The organism is Anaerocolumna sp. AGMB13025 (assembly GCF_029689925.1).
Taxonomy (GTDB): Bacteria; Bacillota; Clostridia; order Lachnospirales; family Lachnospiraceae; genus Anaerocolumna.
Genome location: NZ_CP121445.1, coordinates 3,858,181 through 3,880,438, shown reverse-complemented (window position 1 = coordinate 3,880,438; position 22,258 = coordinate 3,858,181). Strand labels below are relative to the sequence as shown.

General features: G+C 39.9%; 16 protein-coding genes and 1 pseudogene. 16 read left to right on the top strand and 1 reads right to left on the bottom strand.

Annotated features, from left to right (window positions below):
• Positions 1 to 837 (bottom strand): MurR/RpiR family transcriptional regulator, encoded by an 837-nt coding sequence (locus tag QA584_RS15995; RefSeq protein WP_278270053.1) that lies wholly within the window; start codon positions 835 to 837, stop codon positions 1 to 3.
• 296 nt (positions 838 to 1,133) lie between these two features.
• Here QA584_RS15995 and QA584_RS15990 point away from each other — a divergent pair, with 296 nt between their 5' ends.
• The 16 genes and pseudogenes from QA584_RS15990 (at position 1,134) to thiI (ending at position 22,098) form a co-directional block, all read left to right on the top strand.
• Complete coding sequence (locus tag QA584_RS15990) at positions 1,134 to 2,489, top strand: ABC transporter substrate-binding protein (RefSeq protein ID WP_278270052.1); 1,356 nt, start codon at positions 1,134 to 1,136, stop codon at positions 2,487 to 2,489.
• 180 nt (positions 2,490 to 2,669) lie between these two features.
• Positions 2,670 to 3,554, top strand: coding sequence for a carbohydrate ABC transporter permease (locus tag QA584_RS15985; protein WP_278270051.1), 885 nt, complete (start codon positions 2,670 to 2,672; stop codon positions 3,552 to 3,554).
• Positions 3,547 to 4,395 carry a carbohydrate ABC transporter permease gene (locus QA584_RS15980; RefSeq protein ID WP_278270050.1) on the top strand — a complete coding sequence of 283 codons (849 nt, stop codon included), beginning with the start codon at positions 3,547 to 3,549 and terminating at the stop codon, positions 4,393 to 4,395. Before QA584_RS15985 ends, QA584_RS15980 begins: the two co-directional genes overlap by 8 nt.
• Positions 4,396 to 4,580: 185 nt before the next feature.
• Positions 4,581 to 6,737 carry a GNAT family N-acetyltransferase gene (locus tag QA584_RS15975; protein ID WP_278270049.1) on the top strand — a complete coding sequence of 719 codons (2,157 nt, stop codon included), beginning with the start codon at positions 4,581 to 4,583 and terminating at the stop codon, positions 6,735 to 6,737.
• 16 nt (positions 6,738 to 6,753) lie between these two features.
• A pseudogene (locus tag QA584_RS28730) lies at positions 6,754 to 8,172 on the top strand (DUF4127 family protein); the annotation flags it as partial.
• Between the two features lie 120 nt (positions 8,173 to 8,292).
• Complete coding sequence (locus QA584_RS28725) at positions 8,293 to 9,006, top strand: N-acetylmannosamine-6-phosphate 2-epimerase (RefSeq protein ID WP_278275192.1); 714 nt, start codon at positions 8,293 to 8,295, stop codon at positions 9,004 to 9,006.
• Between the two features lie 380 nt (positions 9,007 to 9,386).
• On the top strand, positions 9,387 to 11,195 hold the full coding sequence (gene lepA, locus QA584_RS15960) for a translation elongation factor 4 (protein ID WP_331487639.1): 1,809 nt from the start codon (positions 9,387 to 9,389) through the stop codon (positions 11,193 to 11,195).
• Positions 11,196 to 11,206: 11 nt separating this feature from the next.
• Complete coding sequence (gene hemW, locus QA584_RS15955) at positions 11,207 to 12,364, top strand: radical SAM family heme chaperone HemW (RefSeq protein WP_278270048.1); 1,158 nt, start codon at positions 11,207 to 11,209, stop codon at positions 12,362 to 12,364.
• Between the two features lie 351 nt (positions 12,365 to 12,715).
• A complete protein-coding gene (gene hrcA / locus QA584_RS15950) occupies positions 12,716 to 13,741 on the top strand; it encodes a heat-inducible transcriptional repressor HrcA (RefSeq protein ID WP_278270047.1) in 1,026 nt (341 codons plus the stop codon).
• Between the two features lie 41 nt (positions 13,742 to 13,782).
• Positions 13,783 to 14,427 (top strand): nucleotide exchange factor GrpE, encoded by a 645-nt coding sequence (gene grpE / locus QA584_RS15945; protein WP_278275190.1) that lies wholly within the window; start codon positions 13,783 to 13,785, stop codon positions 14,425 to 14,427.
• Between the two features lie 132 nt (positions 14,428 to 14,559).
• Entirely contained in the window at positions 14,560 to 16,419 is a 1,860-nt protein-coding gene (gene dnaK / locus QA584_RS15940; protein WP_278270046.1) for a molecular chaperone DnaK, read from the top strand.
• Between the two features lie 221 nt (positions 16,420 to 16,640).
• Positions 16,641 to 17,795 carry a molecular chaperone DnaJ gene (gene dnaJ / locus QA584_RS15935; protein ID WP_278270045.1) on the top strand — a complete coding sequence of 385 codons (1,155 nt, stop codon included), beginning with the start codon at positions 16,641 to 16,643 and terminating at the stop codon, positions 17,793 to 17,795.
• A 57-nt stretch (positions 17,796 to 17,852) separates the two neighbouring features.
• Positions 17,853 to 18,806 carry a 50S ribosomal protein L11 methyltransferase gene (gene prmA, locus QA584_RS15930; protein WP_278270044.1) on the top strand — a complete coding sequence of 318 codons (954 nt, stop codon included), beginning with the start codon at positions 17,853 to 17,855 and terminating at the stop codon, positions 18,804 to 18,806.
• 165 nt (positions 18,807 to 18,971) lie between these two features.
• The gene (locus QA584_RS15925; protein ID WP_278270043.1) at positions 18,972 to 19,715 is read left to right on the top strand and encodes a 16S rRNA (uracil(1498)-N(3))-methyltransferase; all 744 of its coding nucleotides are present in this window, start codon (positions 18,972 to 18,974) and stop codon (positions 19,713 to 19,715) included.
• 12 nt (positions 19,716 to 19,727) lie between these two features.
• The gene (locus QA584_RS15920; protein WP_278270042.1) at positions 19,728 to 20,888 is read left to right on the top strand and encodes a cysteine desulfurase family protein; all 1,161 of its coding nucleotides are present in this window, start codon (positions 19,728 to 19,730) and stop codon (positions 20,886 to 20,888) included.
• 34 nt (positions 20,889 to 20,922) lie between these two features.
• Positions 20,923 to 22,098 carry a tRNA uracil 4-sulfurtransferase ThiI gene (thiI, locus tag QA584_RS15915; RefSeq protein ID WP_278270041.1) on the top strand — a complete coding sequence of 392 codons (1,176 nt, stop codon included), beginning with the start codon at positions 20,923 to 20,925 and terminating at the stop codon, positions 22,096 to 22,098.
• Positions 22,099 to 22,258 lie beyond the last annotated feature (160 nt).

The following is a 22,258-nucleotide window of genomic DNA, read 5'->3' as shown; positions in this document are numbered from 1 at the left end:
TCACTTTTGCTCCCTTTGTATTTCATGCAGTGCGGTTAAGGTTTCCCTGTGTTTTTTTGCCTTAAAGTAGGAATCGTTTTCAAAATAATAGGTATAAAAAATATCAATCATGACCAGAACCGGAAACTGGGGGGAAATCATAGTTCCCCCGTCTAAATTCTTCATCATGGATACATAGAGTACCTCATCGCAGTATTCTTTTTCCTTTACATTTTTATTTGCTGTAATTAATACAACTTTGGCACTGTTTTCCTTAGCCAGACGTATCCCGGTTAGAATTTCTTTCGTTTTTCCGCTTAAGGAGATGGCAATAACCAGGTTTTCTTCATTCACCAGGGCAGAATTCATCTGCATGATTTGGGAATCGGTTATCGCCTCCACATATAATCCGGTACGCATAAAACGAAGTTTAAATTCATTAGCAGCAAATCCGGAGCTGCCCATGCCGTAGACACTGACCCGGTGGCATTTATTCACCAGATTGGCCAGACGTTTCATTTGTGCTTCATCCAGTAATTCATAGCTTTCCTCCAGAAGATTTAAATAGGTATTACGGACCTTAGCGGACAAGGTGCTGATATCTTTTTCCTTTACAGAACCGGCTAAATCCTTTAAATATACATAAATCAACTCCCGGTAACCTTTAAAACCGCATTTCTTTGCAAATCTTGATAAGGTGGCTTCTGAAACATATAAAAGCTTGGATACGTTTTTAGAATTAAAATCCATCTGCTTTGTATTGTTTAAGAAAAAGTCGGCTGTGCTTTTCTCCACCGGTGTAAGGTCATCATATACTTTCCGTATTTTCTGTTTTACTTCTCCGTCTGCATAATTCATAGGATACATGGCTGCCTTTCATTTTATCCAATTATACACACATGATTTTATGAATGCAATAACTTTCCCTGAAAAGACAGTATTATCCCTTAATTGTGAATCTACTTTCATAAAATCCAATACTTAAGACGAATTGTGTAACTACTTTCTGAATGGGGCTAAATTGTTGTAAAACGAAAAAGCAGTTGCTATAATGCAAAGTGTCTGAAGCGAAAGGCAGTGAATGGACAACATTGCATGGCAAAGGGGCCTGCTTGTTTATAAAAAAATTTTTATATTTTAAGGAGGAAATCTTAATGAAAAAAGTAATCAGTCTCTTACTTATTTTAACACTTGCTCTGGGAATGCTATCTGGCTGCGGCAGCAGTAAGACAACAAAAGACGCTTTATCCGGTGGTGGGGACAGCACTTCTACTGCGAAAGAAACACAAAATGTGGATAATGAGGATACAGCAAAGTCATCCGATGGGACTCAGCCAACGGAATCCACCGAACCTGTAAACATTGAGTTTTGGACCATATCTCTTCAGCCAACATTTACTGACTTCTTCAATAAACGAATAGCAGATTATGAAGCAGCCAATCCTGGTGTAACGGTAAAATGGACCGATTTACCTTATGAATCCATTCAGGAAAAGCTGGTTACAGCAGTTGCCGGAGGAAAATCACCGGATGTGGTTAATTTAAATACACAGATGGCACTTACTCTTGCGGGAAAAAATGCCTTGGTTGATTTAAACGCAGAAGCAACAGACGATCAAAAGGGGATCTATGTAGAGAGTCTATATGAGTCTACCAAAATTGGTGATTCGGTATATGCTTTTCCCTGGTATGCTTCTCCCAATATTATGATGTACAATAAAGAACTTTTTGAAAAGGCCGGTATCACCGAGATTCCAACCAGTTATCAATCTGCCTTTGATATGGCTAAAACCATGAAGGAGAAAACCGGAGCTTATCTTTACAATCCGCCAGAATTCTTTAACCTGCTGGTAGAAGAGGGTATACCGATTCTGAATGAGGATAATACGGCAGCAGCATTTAACACTTCTGATACCTTGAACCTGTTAAACGCTTTTAAGACTATGACAGATGCCGATTATCTTCCTAAGACCAACTGGGGCAAATGGGATAATGAGTTAAAATTATTTGAAACAGGTAAGCTTGCAATTATTAGTTCTTCCGGTTCTTCCCTTTCAAGAATTAAGGATGAAGCCCCAGATGTATATGAAAAAATCGGTCTTGCGAAACCACTGACCGGAAATATAGGTTTAAGCCGAAACGCTCTTATGAATGTCGTGGTACCCGAGGCAAGTAAAAATCACGAGGCTGCAATTAATTTTGCTTCCTACATAACCAATGACGAAAGTCAGCTGGCTTTCTGCAAAGAAGTTGCTATATTCCCCTCCACGACAAAAGCCGGTGCAGATTCTTATTTTGTTTCCGATCAGACCTCCCTGGAAGGTCAGGCAAGAGCCATGTCGGCACAGGTCAGCGTAACCTCTAAGGATTATTCGTTAGGAGTCGAAGGTCAGGGAGATATCCAGGCGGAAGTAAATAAAGTCTATGAAGCGGCCATAACCAGCAATAAGGATATCCAGGCAGCACTGGATAAAGAAGAGGCTGCCGTTAATAATATTTTGAAAAAATAATAGAATAAGGTACTGTATTTAGAGGGGCTGTTGTAAAATGGCAGGTTACTGGGTGTGTCATAGAATTTGAATGTTGTCAATGAATTATGTTTTTAAGTTTTTGCCCCGCAAAACCTGTATTTTGCATTTTTCAGCAGCTCCACAGAATTAAGCCTGCGTACCTTGATTAAGGAGTAATCTATGAAAGTAAAAACCAGGCAGACCATAAAGGCATATCTGTTTATGGCTCCGGCTATTATTATGATTGTCGTGTTTGTGTTTGTTCCCATTCTCGACAGTCTTCCCCTTATGTTTTTTGATTATTCGGTACTAGGTAAAACAAAATTTATTGGTTTTAATAATTTTATACAAGCCTTTTGTGACAGCGAATTTCGAATTTCCATACTGAATTCAGTCTTATTTGTGGCGGTAGTACCTGTAATCCAGATTTTATCTATCTTATTAGCCATACTAGTTAATAAAAAGCTCCGTGGCATTGCCATATTCCGTACCTTATTCTATATCCCGGTAATAACCTCTATGGTAGCAGTATCTATTATGTGGGGGTTCCTCTTTGACCCAAGCGGCCTGATTAATACGGCCCTTTTGGATGCTGGTCTAATTAAAACCCCGATTGGTTTTTTAAGTGACGGAAAAACTGCTATGCTCAGTATCATGTTTATAACAATCTGGCAGGGACTTGGATATTATATGATGCTTTATCTGGCCGGACTCCAGTCGGTGCCAAAAGAACTGGAAGAGGCTTCTATTGTAGACGGTGCTAATTCCTGGCAGACTCTAACTAAGATTAAGATGCCTTTGTTAAAGCCATATATCTGGTTTTGCTCCCTGAATTCCATCATATCTGCGGTAGGTGTTTTTGATGTGGTATATGTACTGACCAAGGGCGGTCCAGATGATGCTACTTTAGTAATTAATTATTATTCCTATGTAAAAGCCTTTTCTGATTTTGAATTCGGTTATTCCGCCGCTATTGGTGCTGTCCAGGCAGTTATTACCTCTATTTTAAGTATTGTAATATTTGCATACGGCAAAAGGGGAGGAGGTATGACTTACAGTGAGTAAGGTAAATAACATAAATACGGTAAAAGTGCGTAAAAAAGTCATTTCTAAATTGGGAAATTATCTGATATTAAGTTTCATAGCGGTAATTTGTGCAGGACCATTTTTATGGATGGTTTCTACATCCTTTAAAACCGGTACTAATATTTATGATTTAAGGTTTTTTAATTTCAGACCAACCTTTGACAATTATATTGGAGTAATGGAATTTCTTTCTGTACCTAAGTATATCGCCAATACACTTATAATAACTTTAAGTTCCATTGCATTGGACGTCATCTTTTCTGCTATGTGTGCCTATCCTCTGGCTTGCATGGAATTTAAAGGAAAAAAGATAATCATGGGAGCCTTACTATCCTCCATGATTATACCTGCGGCAGCCGGTATGATTATTAATTATCTGATTATTTCCAAGATGCATCTGTTAAACAATCTGGTGGGCGTTATCCTGCCGGGTTCTGTAAAGGTGTTTAGTATTATCCTGTTACGGCAGTCTTATCTTGGGATACCCAAAGAACTGGTGGAGGCAGCAAGAATTGATGGTGCCGGCGAGGGTAGGATCTGGTGGAAGATTATGATGCCCGGAATCCTTCCCTCCGTCAGCACTGTTATTATTTTTGATTTTATCAGCAGATGGAACGAATTCCTATGGCCCATCATTGTTTTACAGGACCCGGAAAAATATCCGCTGGCAACTGCTTTGCAGTTTTTAAACGGTTCCTTTAATTATAAGTTTGGATATATTGCAGCCGGAACGGTAATATCCATCGTACCTATTATTATTGTGTTCCTGCTTTGCCAGAAGAATTATATCGAAGCGGTCAGCGGTGCAGTAAAAGGCTAAGTACGTCCAGAAAAGGGCGGCTGGTTTAGTAGATGGAAATCCCGCCTGCCCGGCAAGGTATAGCAAACCACTGCTAGTACCTTGGGTGTTGTCTGGTAACAGACAGACTAAGCGTAGACAGTAAAGAAGCAGGCAGGTTATATCGATGCTGTAAGTAGAATTGTATGCAGATAGGAGTTTTGGGTATGGATAAAAATTATTATATATGGATTGAGATACAGGCGAATAAAAAGACCATTGCAGATGCTGATAAATTTCTCATCCAAATGGAAAACTGTATAAAAGCCGGCATCGGAGCTGTGATATTAAGCGTTAAAGACACCTCTGGTTTTGCTATTTATGACAGTGAAATTGCGCCTCATTACTGGGAATATGATGATACCTTTAAAGAGCAGGATTATCTTTTGCAATGCCTAAACATAGTCCATGGTCTGGGCATGCTGCTGTTTGCCTCTATTGATGTATTTGCAGAAGGGAATAAAAGAAAACCCCATCCTAAAATGCCTGGTATCAGGAAGGAAGAATGGCAGACTTATGTATATGGACTGGATAAGTCGGGGGAGGCGGTGATCTCGCCGGTGACCTCACCAGAAACTTTAAAGACCGCCGGCAGTATTGATGATTTTGGTGAAATATTTGTTAACCCCGCCAATGAAGAGGTCTGCGCCTATGAATTATCACTGCTTGAAGAAATTATAACAAAATATCCCGTTGATGGTATTGTATTAGACAGAGTCCGTTATGTAGGGTTAAGCTCTGACTTTGGTTCCATAACAAAAGAAAAATGGGAGCAGTTTGCAGGTACAACCTGTAATTGGCCGGAGGATATCTATAAACTGGTGGATCGGGGAGAAAAAGAGCCGTTGATACAGTACGGCAGATATTTTGGCGAATTTCTTACCTTTCGCGCAGGCAGGATAAAATATTTTATTGAAAAAGTCCGGGAACTGTTGGAGCGTATTAAAAAGCCGGTTCAATTTCTTGATTATACCGGTTCCTGGTATCCCTTATACTATCAGGTGGGAGCTAATTGGGCTTCTAAGCAGTATCAGGCAGTCCAGTATCCCAGGATAAATCCGGAGACCTACAAGGAAACTGGTTATGCAGAAAGTCTGGATGGCTTACTGTCGGGGTTTTATTATCCTTATGTGACAGAAGCAGAGGCAAAAGCGGCGGATCAGCCTGCATACTGGTACAGTGTGGAGGGATCAGCAAACATTGCATACCAGGTTACAGAGAACACAGTACCGGTAATTGGCAGTCTGTTTCTGGATCAATATAGGGAGAATCCTTCTTCCATGAAAAAAGCGGTTGCTATGTGTTTTCAGAAGTCGGAAGGCTGTATGCTTTTTGATTTATCCTATCTGGCAGATAATGACTGGTGGAGCTATATCACTGTGGAGGAGGCAGAAACCGTGGTTATGGATCAGTTAAAAGAAAGTGACTTCGGTGAGCTGGCAGGCTTATGGAAGGAATGCTTTCATGAAAATTTCTGGGTATCTGGTAAAAAACTACTGGAAAGCACCTTTGAGAATGAAAGTTTTTTTACTGAAGCAGCATTTGGTCTAAGAAGTAAAAAGGATAACCAGTTGATTGGGGCTGTGATAGCAAAAAAATCAAGGGAAACCTCTGAACTTTACCCGGATTGTGCCTGGCTGTCAGCCTTACTTATTAAACCGGAATACCAGGGAAAGGGTCATGGAACAAGACTTTACCGGGCAATGTACCGGGTTTTGAAAAATCACACAGTTCGAAAGCTCTTTGTAGGTCAGGACATAAAAAATCTATTTTCCGGAATACCTGATCCGGTTAAAAATGCAGATTTTTTTACGAAACAAGGCTTTATTCTGAATTCAGATGAACATTATGATCTGGTGGCAGATATCCTTAACAATGAGAAGCTTGATCATTTTGATACGATAGATTTTTTAGAAAACTTTATGGCAGAACCGGTAAAAGAAAGGGAAACACCGGAATTATTACGGTTTCTTTTAAATGAATTCCCCGGCAGGTGGTATGTTACGGTAAAAGAATACTTAGAGCAGGCCAAAAATCTGGAAAACCTGGTGATTTTAAAGAATACGAAGGATGAAATCCAGGGTTTTTGCATGGTGGCTGTCAAAGAGGACGGTTTTGGAGGACTTGGACCCATTGGAATAGCAAAGTCAATCAGGGGACACAAAAACGGTGATTTCCTGCTACACCAGTCCCTGCTTCACTTAAGGAGACTTGGCGCTTCCTTTGTCTGTATTGATTGGACAATATTAAAAGATTTTTATGGGAAATTTAATTTTAAACCGGTGAGGATTTACAGAGGAGCCTATAAGGAAATAAATAATTAGGATAAAGGTAAAAGACATGAAAAAGAAAATAGTTTTACTTCCATTAGATGAGAGACCATGTAATTATAATTTTCCCCGCAGATTATTTGCTCATGAGGATATCGAAATTGTAAGACCAGAAAAGCTGGGTAATAAAAAACAACCGGCAGAAGTAGCAAAAGTAGCTGATTTTCTGAAAAAAGAATGCAAAGATGCATATGGACTGGTACTGTCGGTGGATATGATGCTTTACGGCGGACTGGTACCGTCAAGAATTCACAATACCGGTGCTGATAAATTAAAAGAACTGGCGGTAGTAGTAAAAAACGTAAAAGAAGAAAATCCAGAATTAATTATCTACGCCTTCCAGGTAATCATGCGCTGCCCAGATTACTCCAGTGACGATGAGGAACCGGATTATTATGAAGAATATGGTGAACTAATTCACAAAGCCGGAGAAGCAGTTCACAAGAGCCGTCTTGGTATCAGCGACGGTACGGAGCTGGATTATTTGCTAAGGCAGATTGACTGTGATAAATTAAATGATTATGTTGCCAGGAGAGAATGCAATAGAGAACTCAACTATACCATGATTAATTATGTAAAACAAGGTTATATTGACGCACTTGTTATTCCCCAGGATGATTCCGCACCATACGGTTATGCTGCCATGGATCAGGAAGAGGTAAGGATAAAGATTGCGAAGGAAGGCTTATCTGACCGGATTTTAATGTATCCTGGCGCAGATGAAGTCGGACTTACCCTGGTATCCAGAATGATTAATAAAATGAAAGGGAAGAAACCCAAGATTTATGTGAAGTATGCAAGTGAAGGTTCAAAATCTGTTTTTCCCATCTACGAAGGAAATACCTTAGAAACCACAATCCGTTACCAGATACTTTCTGCCGGCTGTCAGCTCACAGCTTCCTATGAACATGCAGATATTATTCTTGCAATTACAGCGCCGGCTGAAAAAATAGTTGAGTCAGCAGAACAACCTTATATCTCAAAAGGCTATTGTGTGGAACGTAATCTGCCGGAGCTGGTGGATTTTATAAAGCTAAGGATTCAGGATAATAAAGTCCTCACCATAGGAGATAATGCCTATGGAAACGGCGGAGAACTTTTATTTATTCAGCTGTTAAACCAGAATCAATTACTGGATAAAGTAGCGGGTTATGCCGGCTGGAATACCTCCGCCAATACACTTGGCACCTCCATTGCAGAGGGTATTGACTATTATCATTACGGCAGGACCCAAAGTCATATGAACTTTTTGGTGGAACGCTATATAGAAGATGCCGGTTATTGCTCTGTAGTAAGGAAGAATATTACCAAGGATTTAAGTAAATATGGCATGAATTATTTTAATATTGAAGAACAGGACGGAATGATATGCAAAAGGGTAAGGAAAGAACTTCAGCAATTTGTAGAGAGTTATCTTTCTTCCATATTAAATGCTGTCTCAATAGACAAAGTATGGATGCCCTGGTGCAGGATGTTTGAAGTGGGATTAATGGCTTCTTATAAAGGTGATAAAACGGCTGATAAAAATGCCGGTAATAATAAGTATAAGATAAGTGAGGCAGCAGCAACGAGCAAAAATGAAAGTGTGTTAAAACAGATAAAGGGTGGTCTAATCGTATCCTGCCAGGCTTTAGAGGAGGAGCCGCTGCACAGCTCTTATATAATGGCTAAAATGGCAGTGGCAGCAAAAGAAGGCGGTGCAGTGGGAATCCGGGCAAATACCCCAAAGGATATAGAAGAAATCAAACGGTATGTAGAGCTCCCAATCATAGCATTATACAAACAGGATTACGAAGATTCCAGTGTATACATTACGCCCACAGAGAGAGAAATTGAACTGCTAATAGACAAAAAACCAGAAATCATTGCCCTGGATGCCACCAACCGGTTAAGACCCGGCGGTCAGACCTTAGAAGAGTTTTTTAAAAAGCTACGGCTTAAGTATCCGGACCAATTATTTATGGCAGACTGTGCAACTTATGAGGAAGCCCTCCATGCCCAGGAAATCGGTTTTGATATGGTAGGAACAACTTTGTGCGGATATACGAAGGATACCCAGGGGACCCCCCTGCCAAACCATGAGTTAATAAAACGCCTGGCAGAGGACTTAACAGTACCCCTCATAGCCGAAGGCGGCATCTGGGAATTATCTGACTTACAGCAGATTATGAAAGAAAAAGTACACGCCGCAGTAATCGGTTCATCCATCACGAGACCCAGGGAAATTACAAGAAGGTATGTAAATGGTATAAAAGGTAATTGATATTGGCATAGAAATTTATTTACCCCTATCTATCTTAGCAAACGCATAAAAAAAGATAAAATCCAAAGACTAAGGCAGTATCCTGGTATGCTTGTAATATTTTTGTATTGGAAAGGACCCCATGACACTTAAACTTGGAGAATTGCGCCAAGGATGAAAAGAGTAATTGTTTGAGCGAAGCGAGTTTTACTCTTTTCATCCTGTTTTCAGCAGTTCTCCAAGTTTATAGTGACATGAGGGTTCTTTCCCTACAAAAATATTACAAGCATACCAGGATACTGCCACCCCCATTTATTCCATCATGCGTTTGTATCTTGTAACTAAGTGTGGTCTATGCTATAATACAACAGAAATTACTCACCTATGCAGGAGGAATAATAATGATTAACCAAAGCAAAATTCGTAATTTTTGCATAATAGCCCATATAGATCACGGAAAATCAACCCTGGCCGACCGAATCATAGAAAAGACCGGCTTATTAACCAGCAGGGAAATGCAGGCTCAGGTACTTGATAATATGGATTTGGAACGTGAAAGAGGCATTACCATAAAGGCTCAGGCAGTACGTACGGTTTATAAAGCAAAGGATGGGGAAGAGTATATATTTAATCTCATAGATACCCCCGGACACGTAGATTTTAATTATGAAGTATCCAGAAGCCTTGCTGCCTGTGAAGGTGCAATCCTTGTAGTAGATGCGGCCCAGGGAATCGAAGCCCAGACCCTGGCTAACGTGTACTTAGCCCTTGACCATAATCTGGACATTATGCCGGTAATTAATAAAATTGATCTTCCAAGTGCGGAACCGGAACGGGTAAAAGCTGAGATTGAAGATGTAATTGGTTTGGAAGCAGGAGATGCGCCATTAATCTCTGCAAAAGTCGGCATTAATATAGAAGAAGTATTAGAGCAGATCGTAACGAAGATATCTCCGCCCAAAGGTGATGCAGAGGCTCCCCTGCAGGCTCTTATTTTTGATTCCAAATATGACTCTTATAAAGGAGTTATTATCTTCTGCCGTATTATGGAAGGAAGAGTAAAAAAGGGAACCGAAATAAAAATGATGGCTACCGGAGCAACCGCAGAAGTAGTGGAACTTGGTATCTTTGGAGCCGGGCAGTTCATTCCTGCCGAGGAGCTTACTGCTGGAATGGTTGGTTATATCACTGCTAGTCTTAAGAATGTACAAGATACCAGAGTAGGTGATACGGTAACCGATGCCCAGAATCCCTGTAAACAGCCTTTGCCTGGATATAAAAAGGTAAATCCCATGGTATACTGCGGTATGTATCCCGCAGATGGATCAAAATACCCGGATTTAAGGGATGCTCTTGAAAAATTACAGCTAAATGATGCGGCTCTCCAATTTGAACCGGAAACCTCCATTGCCTTGGGCTTTGGATACCGCTGCGGTTTTTTAGGACTTTTGCATCTGGAAATAATTCAGGAACGGCTTGAGAGAGAGTATAATTTAGATATTGTGACTACCGCTCCTGGTGTTGTATATAAGGTTCATAAAACCGATGGACAAGTGATAGAAATCACCAACCCCTCCAATCTGCCGGACCCTTCTGAAATCGAATATATGGAGGAACCAATGGTAAGTGCCGAGATTATGGTAACTACGGAGTTTGTCGGTGCGATCATGAGTCTGTGTCAGGAAAGACGCGGAATTTATCTGGGGATGGAATATATGGAAGCCACCAGGGCTTTGCTTAAATATGAACTTCCGTTAAATGAAATTATATATGACTTTTTCGATGCCCTAAAATCCAGATCCAGAGGGTATGCATCTTTTGATTATGAAATCAAAGGTTATGTACAGTCCGAACTTGTAAAACTGGATATACTGATTAATAAGGAAGAGGTGGATGCCTTATCCTTTATCGTACACGGAGAATCTGCCTACGAACGGGGCAGAAAGATGTGTGAAAAGCTGAAAGAAGAGATTCCAAGACAGCTCTTTGAAGTGCCTATTCAGGCTGCCATTGGAAGTAAGATTATTGCCAGGGAAACCGTAAAGGCCATGCGTAAGGACGTTCTCGCCAAATGTTACGGCGGTGATATCAGCCGTAAGAGAAAGCTCCTTGAGAAGCAGAAGGAAGGTAAGAAGCGTATGCGCCAGGTAGGTAATGTAGAGATACCACAGAAGGCTTTTATGAGCGTTTTAAAACTGGATGATAAATAAAAGGAGAAATAATGCTGTACGGACAAAAAAAGGATTTAGGTTTGTATATTCATATTCCCTTTTGCGTCAGGAAGTGTGATTATTGTGATTTTCTCTCTGCACCGGCAGATGAGGACACAAAATTTAACTATGTTAGGGCTTTAATAAAGGAAATTAAGAGTTACAGCCAAATCAGTACGGAGTACCTTGTGAAGACGATTTTTATCGGAGGGGGTACTCCCTCTTCTTTGAACGGGGAATTTATTGCAGAGATCTTAAAGGCGGTAAGAGAAGTTTTTTGTATAACAGAGGGTGAAGAGGGATATCCTGAAATTACCATAGAAGTAAATCCCGGAACCGTAACGAAAGAGAAATTAGATGCTTATAAACTTGCTGGCATCAACCGGTTAAGTTTTGGGCTTCAGTCGACCGATAACAGCGAACTTAAGCTGCTAGGACGGATTCATACCTTTGAAACCTTTAAAGAAAATTACCTGTTGGCCAGAAAAATAGGATTTGATAACATTAATATTGATCTGATGTCTGCTTTGCCGGGTCAGACCATGAATAAGTGGCTTGATACTCTATATAAAGTAATCGCTTTAAACCCAGAACATATATCTGCCTACAGCCTGATTCTGGAGGAAGGAACACCGTTTTTTACCCGCTATAAAGAAGAAGATCAAAATGAGGAATTAGACCGGCAAATCTATGCAAAAACGAAAGAAGTACTAGCTCAGGCAGGTTATTACCGGTATGAAATTTCTAACTATGCCAAGTCTGGCTATGAATCCAGACATAATATCTCTTACTGGATAGGGACAGACTACCTGGGTCTTGGTTTAGGCGCCTCGTCTCTTATTAATAAGACAAGATTTCAGAATGAAGATGTATTAACAGAATATATGGAGTTGTCGTCAGATCATAACAAAATCAGAAGAAATGAGGAACTTCTTACTACCAGTAAACAGATGGAAGAATACATGTTTTTGGGACTGCGGATGAGTGACGGAGTAAGTAGTAAGAAATTTGAGAAGCAGTTTGGGGTAAGCCTTGAGACAATATATGATGAAGTGGTAAATAAATCTCTAAAAGAGGAATTAATTCAGAGAAAAGGTGAGAGAATATACCTGACAGAGAAAGGAATTGATTTAAGCAACCTGGTTATGTCACGTTTTCTACTGGATTAAATAGATAAATACTTTTTGTGGAAATTTTATCCAATATGCCAATGCTAGCTTCTATGCTGAGCTTCTATGCTGAATTTACCAAATATACCAATATAACCTTCTATGCTGATTTTATTCAATATACCAATATAAAATAGCTGGGAAGTATGAATTAGTTATTCGAACTATCAATACAAGCTATCTATTCAGACCCTATATAAAATATGACCATGGCGTAAAAAAACAGTAAAAAGGAATAAAAAAATTCGTAAATAGCACTTGACAAAGTAAATGGTAAGTGCTATTTTATGTATAAAGATATTAGCACTCTATTCAAGTGAGTGCTAACAATCAGAAAGCAGGAGGGATTAGATGGAATTGGATGATAGAAAATTGAAGATATTACAGGCAATTATCCGTAATTATCTGGAAACCGGTGAGCCGGTCGGGTCACGGACAATTTCAAAATACACCGATTTGAATCTAAGCTCCGCTACAATAAGAAATGAAATGGCAGATCTAGAGGAACTTGGTTACATTATACAGCCCCATACCTCTGCAGGCCGTATACCATCCGACAAAGGCTACCGCCTTTATGTAGATACCATGCTGGAAGATAAAGTTCATGAAGTTGAAAATATGAAGGAACTTTTAATCGAGAAGGCAGACAAAATCGATTTACTTTTAAAGCAGGTTGCTAAGCTGCTGGCAGTCAATACCAATTATGCCACCTTAGTAACAAAGCCCCAGTACCGAAGTAAAAAAGTTAAATTTATACAGCTGACAGAAGTAGATGCAGCTCAGCTGCTTGCCATAATCGTACTGGAAGGCAATGTGGTAAAGAATAAAATGATCGCTATCGATGAATTGGTCGATAAAGATATTTTATTGAAGTTAAATATCGTTTTTAATACATTCCTTCAAGGGTTGGATTTAACTGAAATCAATATGCCGATAATACAAAAAATCAAAGAACAGGCTGGTAATTACAGTAATCTGGTTAGCGATATACTTGATACCATCGCACAGGCAATCAGTGAAGAGGAAGAAGTAGAGGTTTATACCAGCGGCGCTACCAACATATTAAAATATCCGGAACTAAATGATACGGATAAAATAGCCGAATTAATGGGAACCTTTGAAGAGCAGAAGCAGCTTACGGAGCTCATTAATAAGTCAGAAAACGCCGATAACGGAATTCAGGTATATATCGGAAGTGAGACACCGGTCGAAGCCATGAAGGATTGTTCCGTAGTTACAGCAACCTATGAAATTGAAGAGGGTGTTTATGGTAAAATCGGTATTATCGGTCCCAAAAGGATGGATTATGAAAAAGTAGTCGGGACACTGCATACGCTAATGGTACAGTTGGATGACATATTTAAGAAAAAGACCTAACATAAGGAAAGGTGGTTACAAGAGTGGCAGATAAGAATTCCATGGAAGAAAAGATAGAAGACGGTGTCAACCAGGAGCCGGAATCAGAAAAAGAAGGAACTGCAAATTCAGAACAGGAAGCGGAGAGTGTTGAAGCTGAGGTTGCTGAAGATGTACAAGAGGAAGATATGGATGATGTTACAGAAGAAACAAACGAAGATGTAAAAACTGGAAAGTCTTTCTTCCGAAAAGATAAAAAGGATAAAAAGGATAAAAAAGATTTAAAAATTGAAGAGTTAAATGATAAGTTAATAAGAACTATGGCTGAGTTTGATAATTTCCGTAAGCGTTCTGATAAAGAAAAAGCCCAGATGTTTGAAATCGGTGCCAGAGATATCATTGAAAAGGTCCTTCCGGTTATTGATAATTTTGAACGCGGTTTAGGTGCTATCACCGAAGAAGAGAAAGAAGGCGCATTTGCCCAGGGTATTGAAAAAATTTATAAACAGTTGGTAACCTCACTAACCGAGGCCGGTTTAAAACCAATTGAAGCGGTTGGAAAACCTTTTGATCCTAATTTCCATAATGCGGTAATGCATGCGGAGGATCCAGAACAGGAAGAAAATCTGGTGGCAGAAGAATTCCAAAAGGGATATATGTATAAAGATACCGTGGTACGTCACAGTATGGTGAAAGTAGTTAATTAAGAGTAGCTAATAAAGAGCAGGGAATTAAAGTAATGTAACAATTCAAAGTGAAGATTAATCAGATATGTAAGAATATTCACTTTTCAATATAAACTAATATATAATTTGAATTAATTATAGGAGGAATCTATTATGGGTAAAATCATAGGAATTGACTTAGGTACAACAAATTCATGTGTTGCAGTTATGGAAGGCGGAAAGCCGGTAGTTATAGCGAATACGGAAGGTGCCAGAACTACTCCATCCGTTGTTGCCTTTACAAAGACAGGAGAAAGATTAGTTGGTGAATCTGCAAAACGTCAGGCAGTTACCAATTCAGATAAAACCATATCATCTATTAAAAGACATATGGGAACTGATTACAGGGTAGCTATTGACGATAAGAAGTATACACCACAGGAAATTTCCGCAATGGTACTTCAAAAATTAAAAGCAGATGCAGAAAGTTATTTAGGAGAAAAGGTGACAGAAGCTGTTATTACCGTTCCTGCATACTTTAACGATGCTCAGAGACAGTCAACCAAAGATGCCGGTAAAATTGCAGGTCTTGATGTAAAGAGAATTATCAACGAGCCTACCGCAGCAGCATTAGCATATGGTCTTGATAATGAACATGAACAAAAAATCATGGTATACGATTTAGGCGGCGGTACTTTCGACGTATCTATTATTGAAATCGGTGACGGCGTTATTGAAGTTTTAGCTACTTCCGGGGATAACAGACTCGGTGGTGATGACTTTGATGAACGAGTTACCAGATATATGATTGATGAATTCAAGAGAACCGAAGGAGTTGACTTATCCTTAGATAAGATGGCACTTCAAAGATTAAAAGAAGCAGCAGAAAAAGCGAAAAAAGAATTATCTTCTGCTACTACTACTAACATTAACCTTCCTTTCATTACTGCAACTGCAGAAGGACCGAAACATTTTGATTTAAACTTAACCAGAGCAAAATTCGATGAATTAACTCATGATTTAGTAGAAAGAACTGCTACTCCGGTTCAGAATGCCTTAAGAGATGCCGGCATTACATCTTCTGAATTAAAGAAAGTATTATTAGTAGGTGGTTCTACCCGTATTCCTGCCGTTCAGGATAAAGTAAAACAGTTAACCGGTCATGAACCTTCCAAATCCTTAAATCCAGACGAATGTGTTGCAATCGGTGCTTCGATCCAGGGTGGTAAGTTAGCTGGTGATGCAGGCGCAGGAGATATCTTACTCCTTGACGTTACACCATTATCCTTAAGCATTGAAACGATGGGTGGTGTTGCAACCAGATTAATTGAAAGAAACACAACCATTCCTACCAAGAAGAGTCAGGTTTTCTCAACCGCTGCCGATAACCAGAGTGCAGTTGATATTAACGTAGTACAGGGTGAAAGACAGTTTGCAAAGGATAACAAGAGTCTTGGACAATTCAGACTGGATGGAATTCCGCCGGCAAGAAGAGGTATTCCTCAGATCGAAGTAACCTTTGATATTGATGCCAACGGTATCGTTAATGTATCGGCTAAAGACTTAGGAACTGGCAGAGAACAGCACATAACCATTACAGCAGGTTCTAATTTGTCCGATGCAGATATTGATAAAGCAGTAAAAGAAGCAGCAGAATATGAAGCACAGGATAAGAAACGTAAAGAAGCAATTGAAACCAGAAATGATGCGGATTCCATGGTATTCCAGACAGAAAAGGCATTAGGCGAAGTTGGGGATAAGATCGATGCAGCTGATAAATCCAAAGTGGAAGCTGATTTACAACGCTTAAAAGAATTAGTTGAAAAGTCCAATCCGGAAGTTATGTCCGAAGGTGAAGTAGCTGATATCAAAGCAGCAAAAGAAACTTTAATGGAAAGCGCACAAGCTTTATTTGCTAAAGTTTACGAACAGGCACAGGCTGCTGGAGCAGGTCCTGCTCCTGATATGGCAGGAAGCCAGGGAAATGCTGGTCCCGCTGAGGATGTTGTAGACGGAGATTACAGAGAAGTTTAATACAGGTAAAACTTCGCAGGAAGTTTTAGCTTGACGATTTTAATATAATTCATTACAATATGATTTGACTTGTCGAATCGAAGAATCAGTATAAAGGTTATGGGTCGTCCCGTAACAGTAATAAATAGGCGGTCTAACGACTGCCTATTTGTCGATATAAATGAAAAGGTGGAGGAGCAGCACAATTCCCTTTCGCATTCATAAGGAGGATGGATTAGAGCATGGCAGATAAACGTGATTATTACGAGGTCTTGGGGGTATCCAGATCAGCCACAGACGATGACATAAAAAAGGCTTACAGACAACTGGCTAAAAAATATCATCCGGATGCAAATCCCGGTGACCAAACTGCAGAGGCAAAATTTAAGGAAGCCTCAGAAGCATATGCAATTTTAAGTGATGCAGATAAGAGAAGACAATATGATCAGTTCGGACATTCCGCATTTGAAGGCGGTGCAGGTGGTGCCGGCGGATTTGATTTCAATAATATGGATATGGGTGATATCTTCGGAGATATTTTCGGAGATTTATTCGGCGGCGGAAGAGCCAGAAGAACCAGTAATGGTCCTATGAAAGGTCCTAATGTCCGTACCGGTGTAAGAATAACGTTCCAGGAAGCGGTAACCGGTGTTGATAAAGAACTGGAACTGAATTTAAAAGATGAATGCTCTACTTGTCACGGATCCGGTGCAAAACCCGGCACCAGTGCAGAAACCTGCAGCAAGTGCGGCGGTAAAGGTCAGGTTGTGTATACCCAGCAGTCCCTGTTTGGCATGGTGCGTAATGTACAGACTTGTCCGGATTGTAATGGAACCGGTAAAGTTGTTAAAGATAAATGTATGGATTGCTATGGTACCGGTTATGTAAGCAGAAAGAAAAAGATACAGGTATCTATTCCGGCAGGTATTGATAACGGGCAGAGCATCCGTATCCGTGAAAAAGGTGAGCCTGGAACCAATGGTGGTGAGAGAGGCGATCTTTTAGTTGAAGTAACCGTAAGCAGACATCCTATTTTCCAGAGACAGGATTATGATATATACTCTACAGCGCCTATATCCTTTGTACAGGCGGCTCTTGGCGGTGATGTCAGAATCAGTACGGTAGATGGTGATGTACTCTATACGGTAAAACCAGGAACCCAAACCGATACCAAAGTAAGATTAAAAGGTAAAGGTGTGCCTACTCTGCGTAATAAACAGGTAAGAGGTGACCATTATGTTACACTGGTGGTTCAGGTACCGACCAAGTTATCAGGCGATCAAAAAGAACTGCTGGAAAAATTTGATGCAGCGATGAATAATAAAAGTGATTCCGATACGGTAGAACAAGAAAGTGTAAAAGAGAAAGAAAAAGGAAAGAAAAAATTCTGGAAGTAATTTAGAAAGGTATATGGCAGTATGGCAGGATGTCCTGCCATATGCAATGGTATTAATATGAAATGGACAAAATTAACCTTATCAACCATGGCGGAAGCCGTAGATTTGGTAAGTGATATGCTGAATGGATTAGGGATAGAGGGAATTGAAATCATCGATAATGTTCCCATAACGGAACAGGAAAAAAAGGCGATGTTCATTGACATCCTTCCTGAATTAAATACAGAAGATAAAACTGCACTTGTCAGTTTTTATCTGGAAGAAGATGCAAACCTGCAGGAGACTCTTGATGCAATTAAAGAGGGGCTTAAGGATTTATCGGAATTTACAGATATAGGCTCCGGTCTTATCGAACTATCAGAAACGGAGGATGTCGATTGGATTAATAACTGGAAAGCATATTTTAAGCCATTTCGTATTGATGAAACCATTGTAATTAAACCTACCTGGGAAAAACTTGATGAGGTAAAAGCAACAGACTTAGTCATCGAAATAGATCCAGGTACTGCTTTTGGCACCGGTTCTCATGAAACAACAAAGCTTTGTATCCTGGGGATTAAAAAATATATAAAGACTGGTATCCGGTTGCTGGATGTAGGCTGTGGAAGCGGAATTTTATCCATTATCGGAGCTAAATTAGGAGCAAGGGAAGTAGTTGGTACCGATATCGATCCCAACGCGGTAAAGGCAGCTTATGAGAATTCAGAAGTCAATCAGATTGGTACTGAGACGATAACCATTGCAAGCGGTGATATTATTACAGATACCACTTTACAGGAACAGGTGGGCTTTGAAGGCTTTGACATGGCAGTAGCCAATATTCTGGCAGATATTATTATACCGTTGTCAGGAGAAATCGGTCAGCATATTAAACCAGGCGGTATTTTTATCAGTTCCGGCATTATTAATACCAAAAAAGAACAGGTGAAAACAGCAATATTAAATAACGGATTTCAAATCCTTGAGATAAATGAAATGGGTGACTGGGTATCCATCGTGGCACAGAAATAATAAACCAGTTAGATGGAGCTTGTAAGCGAAATAGAGAATTAACATAATTACTATAAGAGAAATAGAGAATTATCATAAATTCTATAAACGAAATTGAGTATTGATATAAAATCAGTATAATGAAGTTTAAGAATTCAAGCTATTTTAGAAAGGCTTGGTGCCGTTATGTACCGCTTCTACGTGGAACCGGAGCAGATTCAGGATAAAGAGATCAGGATTACCGGGTCAGATGTCAATCATATAAAAAATGTGCTTAGAATGAAGCCTGGTGAGAAAATTATTATTTGCAATGGACAGGGAAAAGATTTCTATTGTATAATAAAAGAGGAAGAAGGCGGTCAAATCACCGCAGAAATCCTAAGTATCCGTGATACGGATACGGAACTTTCCGGTAAGATTTATCTTTTTCAGGGTGTTCCCAAAAAAGATAAGATGGAATTGATTATTCAAAAAGCAGTGGAATTAGGGGTTTATGAGATTATTCCCGTAATGACAAAACGAACGGTTGTCAAACTGGAAGATAAGAAAAAAGAACAGAAAAAAATTGAGCGGTGGCAGGCCATATCCGCCAGTGCCGCAAAACAGTCCGGTCGCGGTATTATACCTAACGTTTCTGATACCATGACCTTTAAGGAAGCACTTAAAACTGCAAAAAGTATGGACTTAAAGGTAATACCCTATGAAAATGCCGAGGATATTAAGAAAACCAGGGATATTATAAAATCCATTCACAGCGGTCAGGTTATAGGTATCTTTATCGGTCCGGAGGGTGGATTTGAAGAGAATGAGATAAAAGAGGCAGTGGAAGCTGGTATTTTACCGATTACCCTTGGCAGAAGGATATTACGTACGGAAACTGCTGGTCTGGCAGTGTTATCCATGATTATGCTGCAGATGGAAAGCGTATAGAAAGAGGATAAAATGGAAGCATATTTGGACAATGCCGCTACTACCAGGGCATTTGATTCAGTTAAGGATATAATGACGCAAACACTATGCATGGATTACGGAAACCCCTCATCCATGCATAAAAAAGGCGTAGATGCTGAAACGTATATTAAAGACGCCAAAGAGATAATTGCCAAAAGTTTAAAAGCCGACCCCAAAGAGATTATATTTACCTCTGGAGGCACGGAATCCAACAATTTGGCAGTAATCGGAGCGGCATATGCGAATAAGCGAAGCGGAAACCACATAATAACCACCAGGATTGAACATCCTTCCATACATAATCCCTTATTGTTTCTGGAGGAGAATGGATTTCGGGTATCCTATATTCCGGTAGATAGAAGCGGTAAGGTTCTGATGGAGGAACTTTTAGCCGAAGTAGGTGAGGATACCATTTTGGTGTCTGTCATGTATGTGAATAACGAAATTGGCTCTGTACAAAATATTAGTGAAATCTCAAAACTTATCAAAGAGAAAAATCCCAAGGTCCTGTTACATGTGGATGGAATACAGGCTTTTGGTAAGTACCGGATCTGCCCGAAACGGGAAGGGATTGATTTATTATCAATAAGCGGACATAAAATTCACGGTCCTAAGGGCAGTGGGTGTTTATATGTCCGGGATAAAGTAAAGCTTAAGCCCATTTTATTTGGGGGAGGACAGCAAAAAGGAATGCGCTCCGGTACGGAAAATGTGCCGGCTATAGCAGGTCTTGGACAGGCTGTTAAGGATATTTATGAGAATCATGAGGAAAAAAGAGCAGGTCTCTATCAGTTAAAAGAAGCATTTATTGCAGAAATGAATCAAATTCAAGATACTACAGTGAATGGAGTTTCAGGTTCCATTAATGAAACTGCACCTCATATTGTCAGTGTTAGTTTTGCAGGTATAAGAAGTGAGGTTTTACTTCATGCTCTTGAGGAAAAACAGGTTTTTGTATCCTCCGGTTCAGCCTGTGCTTCGAATCATCCCCAGTTAAGCGGGACACTAAAGGCAATCGGAGTCAGAGAAGATTTACTGGATTCCACTTTACGGTTCAGTTTTTCTGTTTTTACGACTATGGAAGAAATTCAATATGCTATCAGTATGCTAAAGGAACTGGTGCCGGTATTAAGAAAATACAGCAGGCATTAAAAGCGGAAAACTGATCAAAAAGAAAGGATAAACCATGTACAAAGCTTTTTTAATTAAGTATGCAGAAATCGGAATCAAAGGTAAAAACAGATATATCTTTGAGAACGCCTTAAGAGACCAGATAAAAAATTCACTTCGCGACCTGGGTGATTATTTAGTAACCAAGGAACAGGGAAGAATCTATATAGAATGCCCCGACGGATATGATTATGAGGAAACCGTAGAAGCCCTTAAGAGGGTATTTGGTATTGCTCAGATCTGTCCGGTTGCAATTATCGACACCATTGACTGGGAACCTTTAACCCAGGCAGTTGGAGATTATGTGGAAGCCAGGTATGCGGATAAGAAGTTTACCTTTAAGATGGAAGCAAAACGCAGCGACAAAAAATACCCGATGACCTCTCCCGAAATCTGTATTGAAATGGGAGCTTATTTGCTGCGTCGTTTTCCGGAGATGAAGGTGGATGTCCATACTCCCTCAGTCCGGATTATGGTGGAAGTTAGAAATCGTTCTTATGTTTATTCTGAGGTCATTCCGGGACTGGGTGGTATGCCCGTGGGCACCAATGGTAAAGCTATGTTATTATTATCCGGCGGTATCGATAGTCCGGTAGCAGGCTACATGGTAGCAAAAAGAGGTGTTACTATCGATGCGGTTTATTTTCATGCACCGCCTTATACCAGTGAAAGAGCTAAACAAAAAGTAGTGGATCTTGCTAAACTTATATCAAAATATACCGGACCCATTAAACTTCATGTAGTGAATTTTACAGATATCCAGCTCTATATCTACGAAAAATGCCCTCATGAGGAATTGACCATAATTATGAGAAGATATATGATGCGGATTGCTGAAAAGCTGGCAGAAGAAAGCGGCAGCTTAGGACTGATTACCGGAGAAAGCATCGGACAGGTGGCTAGTCAGACCCTTCACAGTCTGGCTGCAACCAATGAAGTATGTAAACTGCCGGTTTACCGTCCGTTAATTGCTTTTGACAAACAGGATATCGTTGATATTGCTGAAAAGATTAATACCTATGAAACTTCGATATTGCCGTTTGAAGACTGCTGTACCATCTTTGTAGCAAAACATCCTGTTACAAAACCGAGCTTAAAAGTAATTCGTTATTCGGAAAGAAATCTGGAAGAGAAGATCGAAGAACTGGTGGGAACGGCTATGGATACTATAGAGACTATATTCATACAGTGATAGTAGAGATTAATTAGGTAACTCTAGGGAGCAAGGTGCCAGTCTGCTGACACTTTCGAACCCTTGCAGATTACTCCGTATTAACCCACGGAGTGATTTCTGTTTTAAAGAAGATAATGCAGAGACCTTTTCTGTAAATGAACAAAGAGTCTGGCTCGCC